Here is a 23082-nt window from a genome sequence, read left to right as displayed (position 1 = left end):
TCAAGTATAAATGCTTTTTCCGGATCTGGCGCCCACCCCCTCCGGGCGGCTGGAACGAACCGACATCCCCCTACCCCGAGCCCCCTGGGATCCTGGCCGTCCCCGCCCATGGCGAAGGGGGGGGGCCGGGCCTTCCGCCCCCATCCGGGCTCGACGATGCCGATCCTGGGGGCGGCTCCTGCAAGGGGCAGGGCCCTAGAGGAGATCCGACCCCTTCTCCGCCAGCCCCAGGACGTTGAGGAGGCCTATGAGGTTCTCCTTGGAGAGGCTCCCGTCGGAGACCTTCTTCAGGATCTCCTTGGCGTTGAAGGCGACCCCCAGGCCGGCGTTCTGGATCATGAGGCAGTCGTTCGCGCCGTCGCCGACGGCGACGATGCTGTCGGGGCTGATCCCCTCCAGCCGGGCGAGGTCGTTGACTATCCTCCCCTTGGCGGCGGCGTCGATGATCTCCCCATCGATCTCGCCGGTGAGGAGGCCGTCCCTGATCTCCAGGACGTTGGCGAAGGTGTAGTCGAAGCCGAGCCTCTCCTTGAGGATGTCGGTGAAGTAGGTGAAGCCGCCGCTTATCAGGGCTGTCTTGTACCCCACCTCCTTGAGGTGGTGGATCAGCTCCTCGGAGCCGGGGGTGAGCTGAATGTTCGCTGCTATCTCCTCCAGGGCCTCGACGGGGGTCCCCCGGAGGAGGCCGACCCGGCTCCTGAGAGCCTCGACGAAGTCCAGCTCTCCGTTCATCGCCCTCTTGGTGATCTCCTCCACCTCCCGGTCGACCCCCGCTGCCTGGGCGATCTGGTTTATCGTCTCGAAGTCGACTATCGTCGAGTCCATGTCGAATACGATAAGCCGCTTCTCCTTCGCCGACTTGTCCAGGTCCTGGATGACGACGTCGAGGCCGAGCTTCTCGCACTCGGCCTTCAGCTCCTCCCGCTCCCTCCGGACGTCCAGGGCGCCGAAGTCCATAACGAACTCGATGGATATCAGCTCGCCCCGGGCCGTCACCTGGGCCCGCTCGATGTTGATCCCCCTCTCGGCCGCAAGGCTTGCGACGTCGTAGATTATCCCCACCCTGTCCCTCGCCAGGATCGTCACCACCTGGAGGTTCTTTCCTCCCCGCCTCCTCCCTCTGTACTGGTCGAGGGGGAGGACGCTCACCTCCACCCCCAGGTCGGCGGCCAGCCTCTGGAGGCTGCCCTCCAGCTCCTTCGGGGCGGCGGTGGCCTTCCCGAAGTCCGCCACCATCGACATGACGACGATCCCCTGGAGGATCCTCTGGTCGAGATCGACGATGTTCACCATCATCTTCGCAGGAACCTCCAGGATGTCGCGAATTATCCCCGGCCTGTCCTTTCCCAGGACCGAGATGACCCAGAGGTCGAGGTTGGCGGCCCCTTCCCTCTTCGATTCCATCTCTTCACCCAAGCTGATCGTGGTGGGGACGGCATCCCAGCCTATATACTTTTTCAGCCCCGCAGCCTGCGGATGAGGGCCGGTCCGATCATCTATCCGGCGAAACTTCCGGCGGCGAACCCTGGAACGAGGCTCCGTCCGGCCGCAATATTATAATAGAATTACTAATATCTTTTCTATCTCTATCCTCCTCCCCACAAGGGATAATAGGAGCGAGAAGAGAAGCTGGGTATGGAAGGGGAGGAGCCTCGAGGGTTCTCATAAAGGCGGGCGGCAATTATGAAGCAGTTGGAGAGAAGGTGGCCGAAAGAGGGTCTGGCAGTTCTCGGAGCTTTCCTCCTCGCCCTCCTCCTCCGGCTCTATCCCGCGAGAAACTGCATCGTCGACGGGAGGATCGTCTTTTTCGGCTACGACTCCTTCTATCACATCCGCAGGATCGCCTTCACCGCCGAGAACTTCCCCGCCACCCTCTGGTTCGACCCCTACCTCAACTACCCCCTCGGCCATCCCATCACCTGGCCCCCCCTCTTCGATCAGGTCGTCGCCGGCGCCTCCCTCCTCTTCGGCGTCCCCCCGGAGGTGGCGGGGGCCCTGGCGCCGCCGGTCCTCGGCTCGGCGGCGGTCCTGGTCGTCTACGTCCTGGCGAGGCGGACCTTCGGGGCGAGGGTGGCGGTCCTCTCCGCCTTCGTCCTGGCGATCGATCCGAAGCACCTGGCCAGAACCCATTTCGGGTTCGTCGACCACGACGCCCTGGAGTCCCTTCTGATCCTGGGGGCGATCCTCCTCCTCGCATACGCCCTCACCGACCGGAAACGGCGGCTGAAGCTTGGGGCCGCCGCGGGAGCCCTCATCGCCGCCGTCGGCTACACCTGGCTCGGGGCTCCGATATACATGGTCGCGATCCTCATCTACGCCGTCCTCCAGGCGGCCCTCGACCTCCGGGATGGAAACGACCCCTCGTCCTCCATCCTCCCCCTGGCGGCGGCCTTCGGCGTCGCCCTCCTCCTCTTCCTCCCCTTCAGGGGGGAGGCCTGGCTCGCCCCCTCCTTCTTCGGGGCTCTGGGGGGGATCGCGGCCCTGGGGGCCCTCCTCCTCCTATCCCGGCTCCTTCGAAGGGAGGGGCTTGCCGCCCCCGCCCTCCTCCCCGCCGCCGCGATCCTGGGGGCCCTCGCCCTCGCCGTCATCAGCCCCTTTTGGGGCGAGAGCGGCATCGCCGCCCTCTTAACGGAGGGGGCCCGCTACTTCTTTTTGGGAGGGGTTGGGGAGGGTAGGATCCTCGAGGCGGTTCCGATTTACCGGCTCCTCGATCCCGTCTCCCTTCCCGCCCTCGGCCTCTTCTTCCTCCTCCTGGGCCTCGGCACTATGATCCGCATGAGCCGCCTCTCCCGCCGCCCCGGGGATATGCTCCTCCTCATCGTCTGGGCTGCCTTCACCCTGGCCCTGACGGCCTTCCAGGCCCGGTTTCTATACCTCTCCTCCTTGGCGGGGTCGATCTCCGTCGCCCTCCTCTTCTTCTGGGGATCCGACCGGCTTGTTGGGAGGAGGGGTCCGGCCCCAAAGGCCGCCTCCGTCGCCCTCCTCGCCCTCCTCCTCTTCCCCAATGCCGTCGGCCTCCTGGAGGTTATCGGAGCGGAGCCGGAGATCAAGGGGGGCTGGATCGAGGCCCTCGACTGGGTGGCGGAGAATACGCCGCAGACGGAGGGGTTCGAGGATGCCTTCGGATCCCCGAGCTACTCCATCATGAGCTGGTGGGATTACGGTAACTGGATCCTCCTCCAATCGAGGAGGCCTGTGGTGGCGAACAACTTCCAGGCGGGGGCGACGGATTCCGCAAGGTTCTTCCTCGCGAAGGAGGAGGAGGAGGCCCTGGCGATCGCCGATGGGAGGGGCGTCCGATACGTCATCACCGACGGGAAGATGGTCTCCGGGAAGCTCCCGGCGATCGTCCGGTGGATCGACGGAGATCCGAGAAGCTACATCTCCAGCGGATCGGGGATCTCCTCGCCCTATACCAGCAGCTTCACCTCGACGGTCCTATTCCGCCTCCACCTCCAGGACGGCTCGGGGCTGGGAGCCTTCCGCCTCGTCTACGAGGCGGGCCCGTCCCAGGGGCAAAGGGATCCCGCCCCCGAGGTGAAGGTCTTCGAGCGGGTCATTGGGGCGAGGATCTCGGGGACGACCCCTTACGATGGGCCTATGGCCGCAGCCCTGGTGATCGCCTCAAACCAGGGGAGGAGGTTCGTCTACTCCAACGAGGCGATGCCGGAGGACGGCAGGTACGAGATCACCGTCCCCTACTCGACCGATGGAGAGGAAGATGCCCGTTCCATCGGACCCTACCTGGTGGGGCCGATGGAGGACCTCGGCGGGGAGGGATCGAGGGAGGTCGAGGTGGCGGAGGAGGACGTAGCCCTCGGGAGGGTCGTGGAGGTGAACTTCTGACCGCCTTCGCCATCCGACCTCACAAGCTCCCTGGGGTTCCCTCAGAGCAAGAGCTGGCAGCAGGTCTTGATGCAGATCCCCGGGACGACGGTCCTCCCCTCCCGGTCCAGGGCCTCGATCACCCCCTCGTTCTCGGTCCCGGGCTGGAGCCAGAAGGTCTCAAACCCCTTCTCCCTCGCCTCCTCGGCGAGGCCTGCGACCGCCTCGGGCCTTCGAAAGACGTCTACGATGTCGATCTTCTCGGGGACTTCCCTGAGGGAGCCGAGGACCTTCTCCCCCAGGATCTCCTCCCCCCGATGGACCGGGTTTATCAGGTATACCTTGAAGCCGTAGCTCTTCACCACCTCCGATACGAAGTGGCTCGGCCTCCCCTCCTCGGGGGATATGCCGACGACGGCGACGGTTCTGCTCCTCTTTAGGATCGCTCTCAGCATCTCGGGATCATCGACTATCGGCACAGGATCACCTCCAGAATCTAAGGGGTCTTTGGTCAAATGGAGTTGATCCGGTGAGGATCGATCTCCCTTATCTACCTCTCGACCGATGGAGTATGCCCTGGAGCTTCCAATAAGCCCCCTACTTTCCTTTGGGCCCTCTGCTGCAATACTCAATTTAGATATTTTATAACAATAGCATTTCTCCCAAACCCCATGATGGCGTAAATGCCTGAAAACGGATACCCTAATATAGAATCCGATACGAGATAGGCCCATGAAAAAATTGCTGACATTAACCCTGCTGGGGGTCCTCCTCCTCGCCGGCGGCGCCTCGGCAGCGTGGGAGAGGCTCTGGGACGAGAAGGTCGACTCGGTCGTCTTAAACGGCAGGATCTCCTCCCAGGAAGATCCCGATTATACGGTGAGGGTCTTTGCAGTTCAGAGCGAGACGGGGGAGATCTACAGGTACGCCGAGACGACGGGGGAGTGGACGAAGGTGGGAAACCCCGGAAAGAAGTTCGTCTCGGCGGGCGGGGTCGATAGCAGGCTCTACGGCCTCGACCCGGCGGGGATGGGCGTCTACGAGTTCAGCGGTACGGCGATGGAGTGGACCCAGGTTGGCGGCCCCGCCGGCGATATCTACGGCGGAGGTGGGTTTCTCTATGCCACGAACCCCGAGGACGGCTGGGAGGTCTACAGGTATACGGGGACTCCCTGGGAATGGGTGCAGATAGGAGAGCGGTCACCGTCCCGCCCGAATATGGGCCAGATTGTGGACTATATGGCATCAGGCGGCGGATACCTGGCGGGGATGGGCTTCCCCTACGAGATGATCCCGTCGAAACTCTACCTCCTCGCCGAGAGGGTCAACTCTGAAGGCGTCACCATCGGAGTCGTATTGAAGTATTCAGGGACGCCCCTAAACTGGGAGATATTACAGGGTGGAGGTTTGGATTTCGACGCCCTCTTCGGCGACGGATTCAACGCCGGCGCGGTCTATGCAAGGGATTATCACACCAAAGAGTTATATCGGTGGTCTGAGGATGCCGAAAGTTGGGAGCGGGCGATCGATCCAGCAAAGATAGTCGTCGCCGACCAGTACATCGACGGCTCTTCGGTCCATAACCTCCTCTACCAGCTTGAAGAAGATGGAGATCTATGGATGCGGGACGACACTGTAGGATCTTGGACCAAGATCGATACTTCGGCATGGAGAAATCCCCTGAAGGGGATCTACGCCGCCGGCGGAGAGCTCTACGCCCTCTCGGAGGCGGGCTACGTCTTCAGGTACGTCCCCTGACCCTGGAGACCCCCTCCAGGCGAACTTTTTTGCTATCCGCCGCTTCACTCGACGCCCTTTCCAGTGAGTTGGAGCTCTGCTGTGCCCCCCTCCGGCATCGAGCGGTGCTTCATCAGCCGGGCGAGCCTCTTTCCTTCGCCCCTCTTCTCGATGAAGATCGCAGTCTTGGTGGCGTGGTCCATCGCCATCCCGCCGAGGGGCCTGAGGTTTCCCGTCTCGATCTCCATGTAGACCTGGTTTGTCACCACCACCGGGATCCGGTGCCTCCTCGCCATCTCCTGCAGCTCCCCGAGCTGGGCGGCGAGGGCCCTCCGGACGGGCCTGTTGTCGTCCCCCTCGAAGGCGGCCCTGTAGAGGGAGGTGGCGGAGTCGAGGATGAGGAGGCCGAACTCCTTTCCAGCGATTTTGGTGGCGTCTTTAATCGAGGAGTGCTGCTGCTCCAGGTTCAGGGGCTCGAAGACGACGATCTTTGCGCCTATCTCCTTCGCCCCCTCTCCGGCGATCTGTCTGAACCTCTCGACGGAGAACCCTTCGGTGTCGATGAAGATCACCTTCAGCCCCCGGCCGACGGCTCCGACGGCGGCCTGGAGGACTATCGTCGTCTTCCCCGTCCCCGCCTCGCCGTAGATCTGGGTTATGATCCCCGGCTCATAGCCCCCGCCGAGGAGCCGGTCCAGCCCCTCGCAACCTGAAGAGAGCCTCTCCTGCATGATTCACCAATCACCCTATCTCCATCCGCCGTTCCTTCTTCGATCTCGCCGGCTCAATCTGACCCCTCGATCAGCTCCTCCAGCCGGTCCATCGCCTCGATCTCCCGGGGGCCGCCGCAGCGGTTGACGATCCGGCGGATCTTGAAGATCTCCTCCAGGTAGAGATCGCTCTTGAGGGCGACGTAGCGGGTCGCGGCGACGGCAGCCTCAACGACGAGGTTGATCCCCCGGTTGACGGCCCGAAACTCCCTCTCCAGGACCTCGCCCTTGACGAACTCCACCTCCGGGAGGGCGATGTCCAGGCCGTTCGGCTCACACCTGAAGAGGGCCCAAGCCTCGGCGTCTCGGAGGGTGACCTCTCCGTCCCTCTCGACGAAGTTCTCGTCGGAGATGTCCCCAAGAGCCGTCTCGACGAAGAGGATCGGATCGTGGGATACGTTCGCCACGAACTTCTTTCCTGACATTATATTCTCGTAGGTGTGAGTTCCAACGAAGAGCCGGACTGATAGGGTCTCGCCCGTCCTTATCAGCCCCAGGGGCGCAGCGTTATGGGTTCCAGCCTCGTTCACCGTGGTGGCAATAATCTCGTTTATCCCGTCGAATATTCCCAGCTCTTCGATCCTTCCAAGATCGCGTATCATCCTTCGTCCCTCCCGAAGATGGCCCCCTCCATCAGGGCTATGAAGAGGGCCGCTGCCATCAGGTCCGCCGTTGACCCGGGGTTTATGTCCTCCTCCACGAACATCCTGTCCAGCTCCTCGGCCAGGCGGAGGGTCTCTTCGACCTCAAACCCCAGGATCGCCCTCGCCCTCTCCGACGCCTCCTTCGCCCTCTCCAGCCCGAACTTTGAGGCGACGAGGCTGTCGGGGACGGCTGCCAGGGCCTCCAGATAGGTGATCGCCACCCCGTCGTTGAGGCCGAGCTCTCCGACCCGCTCCGCCAGAAGGCGGGCGAGGTGAAAGCTCCTCTCAAAGCCCATCGACCACTCCCTGGCCACCAGGTCGTGGGCCGAGGAGAGGCGCATCAGCTCCAGGAGGGTCTTCCCCTCGGAGCGGATCTTATCGGGGGAGGCGGGGTCTTTCAGGCTCAGATCCGCCACCTCCGCCACCCTCGCCCCGGCGATCTCGAAGGCGGCGTAGAACTCGACGGCGTCCTCCGCCGTCGTCTCCTCCAGGACCTCCGCCACGGAGCCCCTCAGATCCCCCCCCCTCCCCGCCGCCGCCGCCAGGGGGATGAGGAGGGTCAGGGAGCCGAAGTGGGTGTTCTGGGAGAGCCCCCACCCCCGCCACGATCCGACCGCCCGGCGGATGAGGGCGCCCGTCGGAAGAAGCCCCAGTGCCGCGTCCCGGAAGGCGGGGTAGGCGGAGACGGCGCTGATGAGGAAGTGGTGGAACTTCACCTCCTCGAAGTCGTGGGACCGATCTACGTTCCCCGGCTTCGGGGAGGTGGAGAGCTCGATCAGCATCGCGAGCTGTGCCGCTTGCGCAACACGGTCGGGATTCGTCGTCATGCCTTCAGCAGATCCTCGGCGAGCTTCTTCTTCAGCCTCATGTACTCATCGGGGGAGATGCCGTGCTCCTCCAGGACGGCGTCCCTCATGAAGCAGGGCTTGGTGATCTTGCAGCACCAGGCGAGGCTCCCAAAGCAGGTGCCGTCTCCGGGCTCCAGGGGCGTCCCCCGGGTGAGGGCGATCTTCTTCTCTATGAACTCTCGGGGCGAGATCCCCATCTTCTTGAGGGCCGCGAGGAGGGGGCAGCTCTTCACCGGAGGGCAGCAGAAGGCGACCCCCCGGAGGTCGCCCCCGGAGCAGATGTGCTTGGGGGCGTTGTACCACCCTACGAGCTCCTGGAACCTCTTGAGGGCCCCGGCGAGCCATCCGACGAACTCGGGGTCGGCCCTCTCAGACAGCGATATCATATCCGCCCCCATGGAGAGGAGGTCCTTCGCGGCCTCGAAGTCGCCGACATCGGCCATGGCCAAGAGCGGCGGAGCCCCGCCGTCGGAGACCTTCCTGACGACCTTCAGGGCTGCAGGGCCGAGGCCGCGGAGGTCGAGGTGGAGGAGGTCGGCACCCCCCTCCCGGGCCTCTCGGGCGAGGGGGGAGAGGTCCTCGAGGCCCTTCGGCCTCACCCTCAACGAGAGGGCCGCCCCCTCCCCTTTGACAGCCCCGACTACCTCAGCGATCCCCCCGGCCCGGGGGAGCTCCACCTCGATGAGCCACCCCTCCTCGGCCGCCATCCCGGCCGCCTCCGCGAGGTCATCCAGATCCCCCCCGAAGGTCGAGAACCCCAGGGCGGAGGAGCTGGAGATCCTCTCCATCCTGCTCCTTATGGCCGAGGGGGCGGCCTGGTGGAGGTCGAACCGCCCGAGGATGATCAGCCCCGGGGAGCCGTTGAGCCCCCCCAGCTCCTGGGAGGCGGAGGCGATCGCCAGGGGGTTATTCAGTTCAAGGTATCCGATCTTCAACATCAATATCGGGCCCCAAGGCGAGACTCCTGGCGGGGATATCAGCTTTTCGGCCTGGGCCGTTCAGAAAAAAGGTTGGCGCTCTCCCGATCACGCCTTCTTCGCGAGGACCATCGGCTTTCCGCAGCAGACCAGCATCCCCGCGCCGGCCTCCTGGACCAGAACTACGTTGCCGCAGACCTCGCACCGGTAAACTTCTCCCACTTTAGCCAACTCGTATCACCTCTGATCCTCATCTTATCTCCCCCTTGCTTTAAGCCTCTTTTGCCGGAGAGGGTGGTCATTCAAACCCCCTGACGAAGCCCTTGACGCAGAGCCGGAGATCCTGGTGATAGCCACCCTCCAGGACGGCGAACCTCCGGCCAGAGCACCTCTCCTCCGCCCCTTCCTTCAGGATCCTGCCGATCTCCTCGTAGTCGGAGAGGTCGAGGAGGCCGCCCCAGTCGAGGAGGTAGGTGTCGAAGCCGGCGGAGACGGCGAGGAGGTCGAATTCAGATTCTGCAACGGCCCTCTCCACCTGGCCGATGTAGCCGGCGGGATCGAGGGTGAGGTAGTCGAAGCCGGGGTCGATGGCGCCGACGTTTGCGATCCGGACCCTCTCATCCCACCGAAATATGCTGACCGTCCCGTCGCCGAAGTGGAGGTCGATGTCCACGATCAGGACCCTGCCGCCGGAGCCGCCCCCCCTCCGGCGTCCCAACCCCGCCTCCTTCGGGCCTTCCGCCTCCCCTCCCATGCCGCCACCCATCCTATCCAGGGCCATCCTGACGGCGATGGCGACGTTGTTGAGGTAGCACATCCCCCAGGCGTGGTCGCTCGCGGCGTGGTGGCCCGGCGGCCGGACCAGGGCGAAGGCGGCCTCGCCTCGAAGGGCGATCTCCGCGGCCCGGCAGGCGCCTCCGGCCGCCAGCAGGGCGGGAGCCAGCATCCCCTTTTCCCTCACCCTCTCGATATGCTCGCGGCTGTGGATCCGCGATACATCCTCGAGGCTCGCTTGGGGGGGCTCTACGAACTCATAGCCCGCCAGCTCCCGGGCCGGAAGCCGCACCCGGTCGGGGCTCTCGACGGGGTTGGTGGTGTACCTCTCAGCGAACCTCTCTGAGTATACGACCTTCAAGATCTGACCTCGATCGGCACGGAAGATCCTCCTCTCTTCAATCCGCCTCCAGCATCCTCGGAGGCCCGCCGTAGTCGAAGCTGTTCGCCCGGACGAGGCAGGATAGCAGCACCCTTATCCCGGCGACCCCCGCCTCGCCGTAGGCCTTCCTCCAGATCCTCGCCGAGGACCGCAGGGGCGCCGTCCTTGGGTTCACCCTCCTCATCGACCAGTCGAGGAGGACCTCCATCTCCTCCGGCGAGATATTCGGGTGGTTCCAGACGAGGTGCTTTCCGTCGAAGTGGTGGTAGTCGGGGTCGGATATCCCGTACCTTCCGGCGACCTCCTCCCATAGCTTCGTTCTGGGCAGCGGGGTGAGGACGCAGATCTGGGTGAGGTCGAGCTTGAGGGAGGCGAGCCTCTCTACGTCCTCTCTTATCGACGCTGCAGTATCCGTCGGAAAGCCGATCATGTAGTAGCCGACGGTCCCCAGGCCGTGGCTCTTCAGCTTCTCGACCGTCTCCAGGATCTCCCCCGCCCCCTCCCGCTTCGCGACGCCGTCGAGGACCTGCTGGTGGAAGCTCTCGATCCCGATGGCGGCGCCCGCAAAGCCCCTGACGGGGTTTTTTCCTCCTCCCCCGCGGGACGGCCGCCGCCTCATCTCCGCCCACTCGTCGACCTTATCCCGGAGGTAGTCGGCCCGGGCCATGCACCCCCAGACCATCCCGTGCTCGTCGAGGAGCTCCGCGACCCGGTCGGCGTGTCTTCGGTCCGACCCGAAGCTCTCGTCCTCGATGACGACGACCTTGATCCCCTGGTCCCGGTAGTACGACAAAACCCTCTCGATCGCCTCCAGGGGGAGGGGCCTCGGCCGGCTGCAGAAGGAGGTCGCCTGGCAGAACTTGCAGCCGACGGCGCATCCCCGGATGGTGAAGAGGGCGCCGTAGATGTTCAGCTTCAGGCCGAAGGGGGCGGCGAGGTGCTCGATGAGGGGCGGGTGAACGATTCGATCGACCTTCCGGCCGAAGTAGGCAGCGACCTCGTCCTCGGCGTAGCCGACGACGGCCCGGTCGAACTTCTCCTCGACGGCAGGGGTGAGGGCTCCGTAGTTGCCCGCCCAGACCTCCCCGACCGCCCCCGACGCCCGGGCGAAATCTGCCATGGCAAGCGCCTCCTCCGTCTCGCTGATGTAGAAGGATATGCCGACGACGTCCCACCCCTCGGCGAGCCTCCTCTTGTACTGGTCAAAGGTCGGAAACTCCATTATCTCCAGCTCGGGGACGTTCTGCTGGAGGAACCGCAGGCCGAAGGACTGATCTCTCGGCCAGCGGAACCGAAACCACCTCGACCGGGAGTTGGATCCGATGTAGTCGTACCCCTCCCCCGGATTGCGGCAGACGGTGGTGAAGAGGACCCGGGGGGGCGCCGGAGGCGCAGCCTCCGCCCTCTCATCGGGGGAGATCCCTTCTGGCTCTTCATGATCGTTGATCTTCATCAGTCGTCTCCAATATTACGTCGCTCCATCTCCATCTTGCGGAGGCGGGTTCGGCGTCCCTCACCCTAATCAGCCCCCTTCATGCCGCGATGGCCGGCGCCTCTGGGAAAGCTTGGCCACAAGTTGATCGCACAGTTCGGGCTTCAGATGCTTTCGCCTCCAGCTAAATATAGTTCATCACCGGGCGGATAGTGGCTTCCAAGTGCAGAAGAGGAAAACAGATTTTAAAGGGTGAGGATGAATAACTGTAGCCGTTTGAGGAGGATTGGATGAAGCTAGGATGGATCTTGGCGTCGGTCGTTCTGCTCGCACTGCTGGCGGCTCCTGATATTGCTGCGGCAGATGATCTGGCCGATGAATTCTCGATTGAGAATGAGTCGGATCCCGATGAGTTGAACAACGTGCTCACTGTCGGTCCCGCTTTTGGTATATTCAACGAGTCAGATCCTGATGAGTGGAATAACAAAGGCTATGCTCTCTATTTACAGGGTAACTACGACGAGGCTATTCAGGACTACAAAGAGGCCATTCGACTAGACCCCGAATTTGTGTGGCCTTGGTACAACAAAGGCCTCGCTTTTGAGAAGCAGGGTAAGTACGATGAGGCAATCAAGGCTTACAACGAGGCCATCAGACTGGACCCCGAATATGCCAATGCCTGGCACAACAAAGGCTATGCTCTCTATTTACAGGGTAAGTACGATGAGGCAATCAAGGCTTACAACGAGGCCATCAGGCTGTATCCCGAATATGCCAATGCCTGGAACAGCAAAGGCTATGCTCTCTATTCACAGGGTAATTATGATGAGGCCATCAAGGCTTACAACGAAGCCATTCGACTAGACCCAGAATTTATGTGGCCTTGGCGGAACAAAGGCGATACTCTCTTTTCACAGGGCAAATATGAATTGGCCATATACGCGTACGACGAGGCTATCAGGCTGAATCCTGAAGATCTCAATTCATGGATAAATAAAGGTGCTGCTCTCTATCGATTGGGCAAGTATGACGAGGCCATTCGGGCTTCTAATGAGGCCATTCGGCTAGATCCTGAGAATGTTTATGCATGGCATAACAAAGGCGTGGCTCTAAATTCTCAAGGCAAGTATGATGAGGCCATCCAGGCTTATGATGAGGCTATCAGACTTAGTCCTGAGTATGCAGATGCTTGGAACCGTAAAGGTGAAGCTCTCTTGCATCAAGGCAAGTATGATGAGGCCATCCAAGCGTCTAATGAAGCCATTAGCCTGGATCCTGAGAATGCTAACGGTTGGAATATAAAAGGCGTTGCTTTGTATAACCGGGGCAAATCCGACGAAGCTATCAAAGCTTATGATGAGGCTATCAGACTTAGTCCTGAGTATGCAGATGCTTGGAACAACAAAGGGTTATCACTCAAATCACAAGGCAAGTATGACGAAGCTATACAAACTTTTAATGAAACCATTAGGCTGGATCCCGAGCATGTCGCTGCCTGGTATAACAAGGGTCTAACTCTCAATAATCAAGGCAAGTATGATGAGGCCATCCAAGCATTCGATGAGGCTATCAGGTTGAATCCTGAATATGTCGATGCTTGGTATAGCAAAGGTAATGCCCTCGATTCACAGAGCAGGTACGACGAGGCTATCCAGGCTTATGACGAGGTCATAAAGCTGAATCCTGAGTATGCCGATGCTTGGAACAGCAAAGGCACCGCGTTCAATTCACAAGGCAGGTACAACGAGGCCATCAAGGCATTTGATGAGGCTATCAGGCGGAATCCTGAGTATGCAGATGCTTGGAACAACAAAGGTGTAGCTCTCGTTTCACTGGACAAGTATGAAGAGGCCATCCAAGCATTTGATGAAGCCACGAGGCTGAATCCTGAGGACGCCGATGCCTGGTTAAAGAAAGGAGTTGCTTTTTATCACCTGGGCAAATATAAAGAAACCATACAGGTTTGTAATGTTTCCATTCAAGCTTATGATGACGACCTACGGTGGAACCCCGAGGATGCAAATGCCCGGTTAAGCAAAGGCATTGCTTTGATGCTCAAAGGTCTCGCCCTCGAAACTCTAGACAAGTATGAAGATGCAGTCCAGGCTTATGATGAAGCCATCAGTTTGAATCCTGATGATGTAGCTGCTTGGGAAAATAGAGGTGCGGCTCTATATTCACTAGGCAAGTACGACGAAGCAGTTCAAGCTTATGATGAGGTTTTGAGGCTGAATCCCGAGGATGCAAATGCTTGGAAGAAAAAAGGATATGCTCTCCATTCGCTGGAGGAGCATGAAGAATCCGTTAAAGCCTTAGACGAGGCCATCAGGCTGAACCCTAATGATGCGGGTTGTTGGTTAATAAAGAGCTTTAATCTGCTTATTATAGAAAAGTACGACGAAGCCATCAACGCTTCTGAGGAGGCCATCAGGGCTTACAATGAAACGATAACAACTTACGAAGAAATCGTCAGTCTCAATCCGGAAAATTCGACTGCTTCAAATATCAAAAGCCGTACTTTGATAGCCAAAGGCAATGGTTGGGCATTAAAAGGCATTATTCTCGGAGAACAGCATGAGTATAACGAGGCCATGCAAGCCTTTAACGAGGCCGTCAGTCTGAATCCCGCGGGATCCTTTATATGGAGCTTTAAAGGCAAATATCTTAATGATCAAGGCAAGTACTACGAGGCCATTGAGGCCATTGATATGGCCATCAGTCTCAACCCCGAGTCTGCCTTGGCTTGGAACTACAAAGGCGCTGCTCTTCGTGGGCAGGGTAAACACGAGGAAGCCATCCTGGCCTATGATGAGGCCATTAGGCTGAATCCTGATGATGAAGATGCATGGAACAATAAAGGCCTTGCTCTTTATTCCCAGGGCAATTACAGTGAGGCAATCCAGGCTTACGATCGTGCGATCGATCTCAATTCGCAATTAGTCCAAGCATGGTACAACAAAGGCGATGCGCTCGACGCTCTCAAGAACTTCACCCAAGCAGCCATGGCCCATTCTCTTGGCAGGGAAAGGGATATGAACTCAGAGAGAAAATTTGGGATTTTCGCCGTTATCCTGGGCGTATATTCAGTACTTGCGTTGATTGGATACGAGCTCACTAGACGGCACCGGAAATATGCTTCCTCGATCGCGATCCTTTCGATCAATCTGCTGGGATTCTTGGCAATGATGTGGATTCTCTCGGGATTCTTTGACCTCCTCCTCATAGGACAGTTCTTGCTCGGAGGAGTTGTGATGGTTGTGATCTCTACAGCGCTTTGGTCCCTCTCCGGCTTCCCAGCAAGTCCGTGGATAAATCAACTTGTCCAGGAGATCGAGAACTTCGATGCAAAGTGCCCACGGTTTTCGCGTTTCATCCGAGCGGTCGGCCTTCTGTCAGTTCTGTCATATGCCTTTATGGCCACCATCTTCTACTTCCGTCTCCACCTTGGCTCCGAGATCTCGATGGTTGAATTCCTCAAAATTGCCTTTAGTTCTATATTTTTACTTGGCCTCATCGTCACCCTTCCGCCTATTTGGTCTGCTATGATCGGCAAAAATCTTGATAGCAGAACCCGCGAATTACTCATAATCTTTCAGTTCGGACACCTCGGACTTAGCGGCCTTTATTCCGGTATGATCCTCTGGATATTCGGGAAAGGAGACTTTAGCCATTCACTTTCGCTGGGAGATATCAAGTTCCCAATCTCAATCCACTCCCTAGGAATTGTGATGTTTCTCTTCGTGCTCGCAGTAATCATACCTTATGTCTCTGGATCGAAGCGTGCAGGCAAGTGGAAGACCACACTCTTCGAAAAAGAACGCCGCTGGCTTGACGAGCTGGTCGACGTCTTGGACTATCCAACTCCCAATCTATACGTCTCGAAGTTACAGAAGGTCATGACCGAGATCGAAGGAGAAGATGCAATCCCAGGTCAGGAAGAGGAGCTTGATCGGATCAAATCTCTCTATGGAGCCGAAGTTCTTCGACTGGACCCAAGATATCGCCACAGGGAATTTTCAAAGAAACTTCAGGAACAAATCGCTGAGATGATCGCTCAGATTGGGGAGATAGGTGACGAAGTGGAGAAGATTAAAGAGAACGCGCCCATTTACGCGGACGCCTACCGTCTTCGGAGGGATGAGATCATTGGAATGATCGAGAGGGAGGGAAAATTCAAGCCAAAGTTCTGGATAGTCTTGGCCATAATCCTCACTCCGGTCCTGGGCCAGATCCTCGCAACTTTGATAAACTGGATTCTGAAAGCGATGATCGACACGAACCTAGGCGGTTTTATTGCTCAAACTCCGGCATTTCCTATTCCACTCCCTCTCCCCTAGGTCTACGATAACTCACGGATAGCTTCAGCACGCGTGATAAAAGGATGATCAAGATGTCCGAAGATGATAATCTCGAAGCCTACCGCAAAAAAAGAAACTTCTCCAAAACCAGCGAGCCCCCGGGCTCCGGCGCCACGAGTTCGGAAGGAAAGCCCCGCTATTCCATCCAGAAGCATCGGGCGAAGAGGCTCCACTACGACCTCCGCCTCGAGGTCGGGGGCGTCCTCAAGTCCTGGGCGATCCCCAAGGGCCCCTCCCTCGACACCAAGACGAAGCGGCTTGCCGTCCCCACCGAGGACCACCCCCTCGACTACATCGACTTTGAGGGGAGGATCCCCGAGGGTGAGTACGGCGCCGGAAGCGTCATCGTTTGGGATATCGGGACCTACGAGAACACCACCCGCGCCGATGGGGCGGCGGTGCCGATCGCCGAGGCCCTGGAGCGGGGGCACGCCACCTTTATCCTCTCGGGAAAGAAGCTCTTGGGCGGCTACGCCCTCACCCGGACCGGCCGGGGGAAGAACGAGCGGTGGATCCTGGTGAAGATGAAGGACGACTTTGCGCGCCCCGACCACGACGTCCTGGAGGGGAAGCCCAACTCCGCTCTGACGGGAAGGTCCCTGGAGGAGGTAGAAGAAGAGGGACGGGCTGCATAAGAGGGAGCTGCGACGATCTGAGAGCTGAAGATTCGATCCTGGACGATCTGCTTTGCCGCCTCTTCAGCTCCGGGACTTCTCCGCCACCGCCTCCAGCCTCACCATCCCCACGTGGACCCTCCCCTCGCCGTCGAGGGGGTGGAGGCGGAGGTAGCGGGCCACGATCTCGGAGACGAAATCAATCCTGCGGGATTCGGGGACCCGCTCCAGGTAGGGGTGCCAGGTCGTCTCGATCCAGCCGGCGAAGGCCTCCGGCCCCGGCTGGACCATATCCTTCTGGATCAGCTCGACCCTCCTGGGGACGAGCCCCGACTCCTCGATCCAGATCCGGTACTCTTCGGCCCCGAAGAACCCGTACCGGAAGTCGAACCCCTCGAAGGAGCGGCGCCGGCTATCCTCGGCTATCATCTCGTCGGCGATGGCCAGGGGGAGGGCGGCGTTTCCCCGGCCCCCGAACTGGAGGAAGGTTCTGCCGCCGGGCTTGAGGGCCCGGCGGATCCCCCGGAGGACGGGGCGGTGGTCGCCGACCCAGTGGAGGGCGGCGAAGGAGACGACCAGGTCGAACTCCTCCTCGAAATCGAGGGTCCGGGCGTCTCCCGGCTGGAACGAGAGGTTTGGATGGCCCTGGAGTGGAAACTTCTCCCTCGCGAAGCGGACCATCTCCCGAGAGCTGTCGATCCCCAGGACCGAGCCCTCCGGGACGAGGTCGGCGATCGACGCGGTGATCCTGCCGTCGCCGCAGCCGATGTCCAGGACCCGCTCGTCGCCCGAAATCTCGATCTTTCTTATCAGCTCCTCGGCCCAGAGCCTCTGGGCGGAGGAGGACCTCTCGTATTTATCCGGCCTCCAGTTGTGCAATTGTCATCCCTTCTTTGGGAGATTCCGGGTCATTCCAGGTGCGGGGCGAAGAGCTCCTCGTAGAGCCTCCTCACGTTCTCGGCGGTCTTGGGCATCCGGGGAAATCCGGAAAACTCCATCGCCTCGTCGACGTCCTCCGCCAGGTCGAGGCGGTACTGGGACCGGGAGAGGAACCACCCCCGCCTTCGGTAGTACCTGGACAGGTACTCCTGCTCCGTCTGGCCGGGGGTGGGGATGAAGAGGCCGTGCCTCTTCTCCAGCTCCGCCACCTCCATCATGGTGGTGTAGCCCGACCGGCTGACGACGAACCTCGCCCGGTTCAGAAGCTCCACCTTCTCCTCGGTGGAGGCGTAGGCGATCACCGTCGTCCCGTCGTCCTCCCTCCTGGTGAAGCTCTCCTGGGGGCTTCCCAGGAGGACCACCTTTCTTCCGGGGAGGTCTTTTACCTGGGGGAGGACGATCTCCTCGAGCTTCGTCCTCTGGGGCTCCGGCCCCGAGATGATCACCAGATAGTCCAGGTCCTCTTCTAGGTCCATCTTCCTCGGGCTGCAGAGGATCCCCGAGTAGAAGGCCCTCCCCTTCGTCGCCGCGAGGAAGGAGCGGGAGAGCTTGCCGCTGAGGGTGGCGTCCCCCGGCTCGTTGTCGGGGACGATGACGCCGTCGTACTTGCTGTGAAAGAACCCGTTGACGAAGAGGGTCAGGATCTCCACCGGCCAGAGGTAGGCGGGGACGCTGAACCTCAGCTGGTGGGTTATGAAGAAGGAGGGGATCTCCCTGGAGTAGACCCCGAGCCGGTTGTCGCTGATGATCATGTCGTAGCTCCCCTCCGAGAGGATCCGGCAGAGGTTCCTCCTCTCATCGACGAGGGCCTTCATCATCAGGGGGATGTAAGCGGTGAACTTGGGGAGGAAGAACCGAGTGGAGCTGTAGGGGGCGGGATAGTCCTCGAAGGTGAGAAAATTGCACTGGGGAAACTCCCTCCTCAGGAGCTCCAGGGCGTTACCGCTGGAGGCGACGGTCACCTGATGCCCCCGGTCCAGGAGCTCTCTTACGATGGGGATGTCCCGGGAGGCGTGACCTAGCCCCCAGTTCAAAGGGCTGACGAGGACGTGGGCCATGATATGATCGAGATGGGCCGGGGATTTTTAAATCCTTTTCTGCCATCTGCTCCGGAGGGATCCCCGCGAACCCCCCTCCGAGGAGGACTATATACCTTATGGCAAAAACTATATTCAGGAGACAAAAACAATTATTTTCTCCGTCAAGTAAAATCCCGGATGGTAAAGGATAACTATTTCTAAGCCTAAAGCCTCCAGGCCGGCGTGGTCCAAGACTTAGAGCTTCCTGCGATAAATGCGAGAAGATCGACAGCTCTCGTCGTCCTGGGGCTCTTCGGATACTTCGCGTACCTCAGCCACCTGGGGCTCGGAGAGGTCTCGGCAAGCCTTGTGCAGGTGAACCTGGCGGTCTTCGGCCTCGCGTTCCTTTTATCCCTGTTGGACGTCGTCTTCAACGCCCTCTCCTGGAAGACCCTGGTCAGGGAGCTGGACCATCAGATCTCTCTTTTGGACGTCTTCCTCATCTACATGTCCAGCATATTCCTCAACAACCTGATCCCCTCCGGGAGCGTATCGGGGGAGACCGCCCGCCTCTACTTCCTCTCCAAGATCGCCGGAAACGCGAGGCTCGACTCCAGCACCGCGAGCGTCGCCGCCACCCGGATCATCACCGCGATCCCCTTCGTCCTGGGGATGTCCGCGGGGCTCGCCTACCTCGTCCTCTGGTATGAGGTCCCCTCCTGGGCCCTCACCACCTGCTTCTCGATGATATTTCTGATGGTATCCGTCGGCGCCCTCTTCGTCGGGGTCTGCTTCTCGGAGAGCTGGCTATCGGGGGCGGTGAACGTCGTCATCGACCAGGTCGAGTCGCTCTTCAAAAGAAGCGTCAACAGGAGCTTCTACTCCTCCATCACCCGCTCCTTTCAGCAGAGCATGCTCCTCCTCCTCCGAAATAAGAACAGGCCCCTCGTCATCAGCTCCTTCTGGGCCTTCTCCGGCTGGCTATCCCTCAACCTCGTCGCCTTCGCCACCTTCAGGTCCCTGGGGGTGGAGGTCCCCATCTTCGCCATCTTTGCGGTCTACTCGGTGATCATGGTCTTCCAGAACCTCCCGCTCATTCTGCCAGGAGGCGTCGGGATCGTCGAGATCCTCATGACCGCCCTCTTCACCGCCGTGGGGGTATCGCTCCACGATGCAGCGGCGGTCACGATCCTGGCGAGGGTCGCCCAGCTCTGGTTCCACACCGTCCTGGGGGGTATATGCACCGTTTACCTCCTGAGGAAGGTCGAAGATCTGGAGAAGAGGCGGGGGTCGGCGAGAGTCCAGGCTCCGGGTCCCTGATGGAGCGAGGGGGACCTTCAGGCTGGATCGCCCTCGGATAAATGGGGAAGGGAGTCGATCTCCACCTTCTTGCAGGAGCTCGCTACCTCTCTTGCCGGCTATCTCCTCTTATCGTAAGATCCCCGGGTCGAAGAAGAAGGTCGATATCGGAGGGAGAAAAGGGTACTCTGAAAGAGGGTGTTGGGGGAGGGATCCTCCCGCCCCTCTTCAGCCCTTGATGTCGGCGTGGTACTCCTGGAGGGCCTTGACCCCGGACCTCCCCCTCCTCAAGGCGGCGATCCCCTTGGCGGCCGCCGAGGCGGCGGCGGGGGTGGTGATGTAGGGGAGCTTGTACTTGATCGCCGCCTTTCTTATGTAAGAATCGTCGTACTGGCTCGCCTTCCCGATGGGGGTGTTGATGACGAGCTGGATCTCGCCGTTCTTGATGGCGTCGTCGATGTTCGGCCTCCCCTCGGTGAGCTTCAGGATCAGCTCCGACTCTATCCCGTTCTCGGCCAGGTACTCCTGGGTACCCCGGGTCGCCCGGATGGCAAAGCCCATCCGGGAGAACTCCTTCGCCGCCTCCAGGACCTTCGGCCTGTCCTTGGAGGCGACGGTGATCAGGACCGTCCCCTCCTGGGGGAGGGTCTGCCTCGCCGCCTCCTCCGCCTTGTAGAAGGCCATCCCGAAGGAGTCGGCCATGCCGAGGACCTCGCCCGTCGACCTCATCTCAGGCCCCAGGAGGGGGTCCACCTCCGGGAACATGTTGAAGGGGAAGACCGCCTCCTTGACGCCGAAGTGGGGGACCCCCCTCTCCTGGAGGCCGATCTCGGCGAGCCCCCTCCCCATCATCAGCTCCGTGGCGATCCGGGCCATGGAGACGTTGCAGACCTTGGAGACGAGGGGGACGGTCCGGGAGGCCCGGGGGTTCGCCTCCAGGACGTAGACGACGTCTTTAGCGATGGCGTACTGCATGTTCATCAGGCCGACGACGCCGAGCTCTTTTGCGATCTTGCAGGTGTACTCTTTGATCGTCTCGATCTGCCTTTTGGGGATCGTCACCGGGGGTATCACACAGGCGGAGTCGCCGGAGTGGACCCCCGCCTGCTCGATGTGCTCCATCACCGCCGGGACGAAGGTGGAGGTGCCGTCGGATAGGGCGTCGGCCTCCGCCTCCAGGGCGTTCTCCAGGAATCGGTCGATGAGGATCGGCCGCTCCGGGGTCACGTCGACGGCGGCCGCCACGTACCTCTCCAACATCTCCTCGTCGTAGATCACCTCCATCCCCCGGCCGCCGAGGACGTAGGATGGCCGGACCATCAGGGGGTAGCCGATCCGGGCCGCCACCTCCAGGGCTTCATCGAGGTTGCTCGCCATCCCCGACTCGGGCATGGGGATCTCCATCTTCTCCATCATCATCCTGAACCTATCCCGGTCCTCGGCGAGGTCGATGGTGTCGACGGAGGTCCCTATGACCCTCGCCCCCGCCTCCTCCAGCTCCCGTGCGATGTTTAAGGGGGTCTGGCCGCCGAACTGGACTATCATCCCCTCGGGCCGCTCTCGCTCGTAGATGCTGATGACGTCCTCGACGGTGAGGGGCTCGAAGTAGAGCTTGTCGGAGGTGTCGTAGTCGGTGGAGACGGTCTCGGGGTTGCAGTTGACCATGATCGTCTCATACCCCATATCCCGGAGGGCGAAGGCGGCGTGGACGCAGCAGTAGTCGAACTCGATCCCCTGGCCGATCCGGTTGGGGCCGCCGCCGAGGACCATCACCTTCCTCCGGTCGCTCCTCTTCGGGGCGTCGGTTCGGTGGTAGGTGGAGTAGTAGTAGGCGGCGTCCTCGACCCCGCTGACGGGGACGGGCTCCCACCCCTGGACGATCCCCAGGGCCTTCCTCCGAGTCCTGATCTCCCTCTCGGAGATGGAGAGGAGCTTTGAGAGGTACTTGTCGGAGAAGCCGTCCTCCTTCGCCCGGCGGAGGAGGGCGTCGGGGATCGTCGAGAGGAGGTCGGCCTCCGCCACCCCTTCTCCGGTCCTGGCCCTGAAGCTCAGGATCTCCTCCTCCAGCTCCACCAGCTCCTTCATCTGCTGGAGGAACCAGGGCTTGATCCTGGTGAGGTCGCTGATCTCCTGGACGGAGGCCCCCTTCCGGAGGGCCTCGTAGATGATGAACTGCCGCTCGCTGGAAGGCCACTTCAGCATATCCAAAAGCTCGGGGAGGGACCTCTGGTGGAAGTCCTTGGCGAAGCCGAGGCCGTGGCGGCCGATCTCCAGGGACCTGATCGCCTTCTGGAGCGCCTCCTTGTAGGTCTTGCCGATGGCCATCGCCTCGCCGACGGCCTTCATCTGGGTCCCGAGGCGGTCCTCGGCCCCCTTGAACTTCTCGAAGGCCCAGCGGGCGAACTTCACCACCACGTAGTCGCCGGAAGGGGTGTACCTCTCCAGGGTCCCCTCACGCCAGTAGGGGATCTCGTCCAGGGTCAGGCCGCAGGCGAGCTTCGCCGAGACGAGGGCGATGGGAAAGCCGGTGGCCTTGGAGGCGAGGGCGGAGGAGCGGCTCGTCCTCGGGTTGATCTCGATGACGACGACCCGGTCGGTCTTGGGGTCGTGGGCGAACTGGACGTTCGTCCCGCCGATGACGGCGATCGCCTCGACGATCCGGTATGAGTAGTCCTGGAGCCTCGCCTGGAGCTCATTCGAGATCGTCAGCATGGGGGCGGTGCAGTAGGAGTCGCCGGTGTGGACCCCCATGGGGTCGACGTTCTCGATGAAGCAGACGGTGATCATCTGGTTCTTCGCGTCCCTCACCACCTCCAGCTCCAGCTCCTCCCAGCCGAGGACCGACTCCTCGATGAGGACCTGGCCGATGAGGCTGGCGGCGATGCCGCGGCTCGCCACCGTCCTGAGCTCCTCGACGTTGTAGACGAGGCCGCCGCCGGTCCCCCCCATGGTGTAGGCGGGCCTGACGACTACGGGGTAACCCAGATCGGCCGCCACCTTCTCCGCGTCCTCGACGGAGTAGACGGCGGTGCTCTTCGGCATATCGATCCCGAGCCGCTCCATCGTCTCCTTGAAGATGATCCGGTCCTCGCCCCGCTCGATGGCGTCGGTCTCGACCCCGATCACCCGGACGCCGTACCTCTCCAGTACCCCGGCCTTCGCCAGCTCCGAGCTGAGGTTGAGGCCGGACTGGCCCCCCAGGTTCGGGAGGAGGGCGTCGGGCCTCTCCTTCTCGATGATCTGGGTCATCCTCTCGAGGTTGAGGGGCTCGATGTAGGTGACGTCCGCCATCCCCGGATCGGTCATTATCGTCGCGGGGTTGGAGTTCACGAGGACGATCTTGTAGCCCAGCTCCCGGAGGGCCTTGCAGGCCTGGGTTCCGGAGTAGTCAAATTCGCAGGCCTGGCCGATGACGATGGGCCCCGACCCGATGATCATGATCTTCTTGATGTCTTCTCGCTTTGGCACCTTTCCGCCTCCTCTATCCTCTCGGTTCTCTCCGTCGCTCTCGTCTCTTCAAAAGC

17 protein-coding genes are annotated in these 23082 nt (G+C 61.0%); 5 read left to right on the top strand and 12 right to left on the bottom strand.

Annotated elements, in window-relative coordinates; translation table 11 throughout:
* Positions 1-195 precede the first annotated feature (195 nt).
* Positions 196-1416, bottom strand: coding sequence for a phosphoserine phosphatase SerB (serB, locus tag MHAR_RS08825; RefSeq protein ID WP_014587270.1), 1221 nt, complete (start codon positions 1414-1416; stop codon positions 196-198).
* 267 nt (positions 1417-1683) lie between these two features.
* Here serB and MHAR_RS08820 point away from each other — a divergent pair, with 267 nt between their 5' ends.
* Entirely contained in the window at positions 1684-3846 is a 2163-nt protein-coding gene (locus tag MHAR_RS08820; protein WP_014587269.1) for an STT3 domain-containing protein, read from the top strand.
* 41 nt (positions 3847-3887) lie between these two features.
* Here the strand turns inward: MHAR_RS08820 and MHAR_RS08815 are convergent, their stop codons facing one another.
* Positions 3888-4304 (bottom strand): CoA-binding protein, encoded by a 417-nt coding sequence (locus MHAR_RS08815; RefSeq protein WP_014587268.1) that lies wholly within the window; start codon positions 4302-4304, stop codon positions 3888-3890.
* A gap of 253 nt (positions 4305-4557) precedes the next feature.
* Between MHAR_RS08815 and MHAR_RS12560 the strand changes: the two genes are divergently transcribed.
* Positions 4558-5583, top strand: coding sequence for a hypothetical protein (locus MHAR_RS12560; protein ID WP_014587267.1), 1026 nt, complete (start codon positions 4558-4560; stop codon positions 5581-5583).
* A 44-nt stretch (positions 5584-5627) separates the two neighbouring features.
* On the opposite strand, the gene radB is transcribed toward MHAR_RS12560, so the two are convergent.
* From radB to MHAR_RS08775, 7 genes are all read right to left on the bottom strand, one after another.
* Positions 5628-6293, bottom strand: a complete 666-nt coding sequence (radB, locus tag MHAR_RS08805; RefSeq protein WP_014587266.1) for a DNA repair and recombination protein RadB — start codon at positions 6291-6293, stop codon at positions 5628-5630.
* Between the two features lie 53 nt (positions 6294-6346).
* On the bottom strand, positions 6347-6934 hold the full coding sequence (locus tag MHAR_RS08800; protein ID WP_014587265.1) for a DUF447 domain-containing protein: 588 nt from the start codon (positions 6932-6934) through the stop codon (positions 6347-6349).
* Positions 6931-7803: a triphosphoribosyl-dephospho-CoA synthase gene (locus MHAR_RS08795; RefSeq protein ID WP_081472311.1), complete on the bottom strand. Its 873-nt coding sequence runs from the start codon at positions 7801-7803 to the stop codon at positions 6931-6933. The genes MHAR_RS08800 and MHAR_RS08795 overlap by 4 nt, the downstream gene beginning before the upstream one ends.
* Complete coding sequence (locus tag MHAR_RS08790) at positions 7800-8762, bottom strand: methanogenesis marker 9 domain-containing protein (RefSeq protein WP_014587263.1); 963 nt, start codon at positions 8760-8762, stop codon at positions 7800-7802. The genes MHAR_RS08795 and MHAR_RS08790 overlap by 4 nt, the downstream gene beginning before the upstream one ends.
* Positions 8763-8849: 87 nt before the next feature.
* Complete coding sequence (locus MHAR_RS08785) at positions 8850-8972, bottom strand: desulfoferrodoxin FeS4 iron-binding domain-containing protein (protein ID WP_014587262.1); 123 nt, start codon at positions 8970-8972, stop codon at positions 8850-8852.
* A 67-nt stretch (positions 8973-9039) separates the two neighbouring features.
* Positions 9040-9876, bottom strand: coding sequence for a histone deacetylase (locus tag MHAR_RS08780; RefSeq protein WP_014587261.1), 837 nt, complete (start codon positions 9874-9876; stop codon positions 9040-9042).
* Positions 9877-9913: 37 nt separating this feature from the next.
* Positions 9914-11350, bottom strand: a complete 1437-nt coding sequence (locus MHAR_RS08775) for a B12-binding domain-containing radical SAM protein (RefSeq protein WP_014587260.1) — start codon at positions 11348-11350, stop codon at positions 9914-9916.
* A 269-nt stretch (positions 11351-11619) separates the two neighbouring features.
* Here MHAR_RS08775 and MHAR_RS12555 point away from each other — a divergent pair, with 269 nt between their 5' ends.
* Together MHAR_RS12555 and MHAR_RS08765 are read left to right on the top strand one after the other, a co-directional pair.
* Positions 11620-15666 carry a tetratricopeptide repeat protein gene (locus MHAR_RS12555; protein ID WP_014587259.1) on the top strand — a complete coding sequence of 1349 codons (4047 nt, stop codon included), beginning with the start codon at positions 11620-11622 and terminating at the stop codon, positions 15664-15666.
* Positions 15667-15719: 53 nt separating this feature from the next.
* The gene (locus MHAR_RS08765; RefSeq protein ID WP_048144965.1) at positions 15720-16322 is read left to right on the top strand and encodes a DNA polymerase ligase N-terminal domain-containing protein; all 603 of its coding nucleotides are present in this window, start codon (positions 15720-15722) and stop codon (positions 16320-16322) included.
* Between the two features lie 63 nt (positions 16323-16385).
* On the opposite strand, the gene MHAR_RS08760 is transcribed toward MHAR_RS08765, so the two are convergent.
* Both MHAR_RS08760 and MHAR_RS08755 read right to left on the bottom strand, forming a co-directional pair.
* Positions 16386-17180 (bottom strand): class I SAM-dependent methyltransferase, encoded by a 795-nt coding sequence (locus MHAR_RS08760; protein WP_014587257.1) that lies wholly within the window; start codon positions 17178-17180, stop codon positions 16386-16388.
* A gap of 29 nt (positions 17181-17209) precedes the next feature.
* On the bottom strand, positions 17210-18298 hold the full coding sequence (locus MHAR_RS08755; protein WP_014587256.1) for a hypothetical protein: 1089 nt from the start codon (positions 18296-18298) through the stop codon (positions 17210-17212).
* 204 nt (positions 18299-18502) lie between these two features.
* On the opposite strand from MHAR_RS08755, the gene MHAR_RS08750 reads away from it, so the two are divergent.
* A complete protein-coding gene (locus MHAR_RS08750; protein ID WP_014587255.1) occupies positions 18503-19579 on the top strand; it encodes a lysylphosphatidylglycerol synthase transmembrane domain-containing protein in 1077 nt (358 codons plus the stop codon).
* A gap of 207 nt (positions 19580-19786) precedes the next feature.
* Here the strand turns inward: MHAR_RS08750 and carB are convergent, their stop codons facing one another.
* Complete coding sequence (carB, locus tag MHAR_RS08745) at positions 19787-23026, bottom strand: carbamoyl-phosphate synthase large subunit (protein ID WP_014587254.1); 3240 nt, start codon at positions 23024-23026, stop codon at positions 19787-19789.
* Positions 23027-23082 lie beyond the last annotated feature (56 nt).

This window comes from Methanothrix harundinacea 6Ac, assembly GCF_000235565.1.
Taxonomy (GTDB): Archaea; Halobacteriota; Methanosarcinia; order Methanotrichales; family Methanotrichaceae; genus Methanocrinis; species Methanocrinis harundinaceus.
The sequence above is the reverse complement of the archived record's forward strand: the minus strand, read 5'-3'. Positions and strand labels throughout refer to the sequence as shown.